At 66.5% G+C, this 242-nt stretch carries 1 protein-coding gene; it reads right to left on the minus strand.

Annotated elements, in window-relative coordinates:
• Positions 1-242 (minus strand): aminotransferase class III-fold pyridoxal phosphate-dependent enzyme (locus AC6CH3_RS23570; RefSeq protein ID WP_498134730.1); only part of this gene is annotated, 242 nt, incomplete at both ends.

Below are 242 nucleotides of genomic sequence, written 5' to 3' on the forward strand. Positions count from 1 at the left end.
ACGATGCCGTGCTTATCGGCCCGTTCCCGCAGGCCCTGCAGGAAGGCCACGGGGGTGGGGATGTAGCCGCCGTCGCCCAGGACGGGTTCGATGATGAAGCCGGCCGTGTCACTGGGGCTGCTGATGCTGACCAGGAGGTGGTCCAGTTCCTTCAGCGCGAAGGCAACCGCTGTTGCTTCGTCCCAGCCGTAGCGGTAGGCGTGGGGGAAGGGGGAAATGTGCACGCCGCCCATCAGCGGAGA

The organism is Arthrobacter sp. GQ119 (assembly GCF_059759125.1).